This is a genomic window from Shinella lacus, from assembly GCF_010994755.1.
Taxonomy (GTDB): domain Bacteria; phylum Pseudomonadota; class Alphaproteobacteria; order Rhizobiales; family Rhizobiaceae; genus Shinella; species Shinella lacus.
The window spans coordinates 1-885 of the sequence record NZ_WHSB02000047.1; the positions used below are offsets into that span (position 1 = coordinate 1).

1 pseudogene is annotated in these 885 nt (G+C 52.9%); it reads right to left on the reverse strand.

Features of this window, described 5'->3' with window-relative positions:
- Positions 1-821: pseudogene (locus GB927_RS34220) on the reverse strand (helix-turn-helix domain-containing protein); the annotation flags it as partial.
- Positions 822-885: the final 64 nt, after the last annotated feature.

Here is an 885-nt window from a genome sequence, read left to right on the forward strand (position 1 = left end):
AACCTCTCCCATTCGCTGAGCTTTTGAACGAGGTCGGTGTCGTCTGTATATGACAAAAGCTGGTAGAACTCTTGATCATCAGTGCGGTGTGACCGTTCGACTTTTCCATTTAGTTGGGGCGACGCTGGCTTGATATAGGCGTGCCGGATGCCCTGGTCTTCGACGTGCCAGTGGAATTTGGCCTGGAACTCGTGCCCATTATCGGTGCGCACTTCGCGAATGCGGAACGGGAATTTGGCGATTACGGTGTCGATGAAGTCTATGGCGTTGGCCTGGGTGTGGCGATCATAGACCTTCAAGGCCCGGATGCGGGTGGCATCGTCGATTGCCGTGTATTGGAAGCGCTTGACGACCTTGCCGTCAACGCCTTCAAATTTCAGGAATTTTACGTCGACCTATATCTGATGCCCCGGCACGCGCTGCTCGTATCTCTGGGTATGGATTTTCCTAACACGCGTACCGCCGGGAAGCCGACTAAGCCCGTTCCGCTTCAGAATTCTATAGATGCAGGCGTCAGAGATGGTGATGGCATGGTACCGGCTCATATACCAGGAAATGCGCATCGGGCCGAGATGATATCTGGTGCGCAGATGCAAGACTTTCACGATGATTTCTGCAGGCTTCTGGTTAGCGGGATTTTTTGGTGCGGAGGATCGGTTCTCAAGCCCGGCCTCGCCATAGCGCTCGAAAGCCGATTTCCATCGATAGAAACTGGCTCTGCCAATACCGAAATAGCGGCAGGTTTGCGATACGTCACCGTGACGCTCGGCATGTTGAAGAACGCGCAGCTTATGTGAAACTTCCCGTCGGAATGTCATCATCGCGATTATCCTCGTGATCGAAAGTCAAAAACAAGGATGTCTCGAAGGTCCCTACTTTTCTACA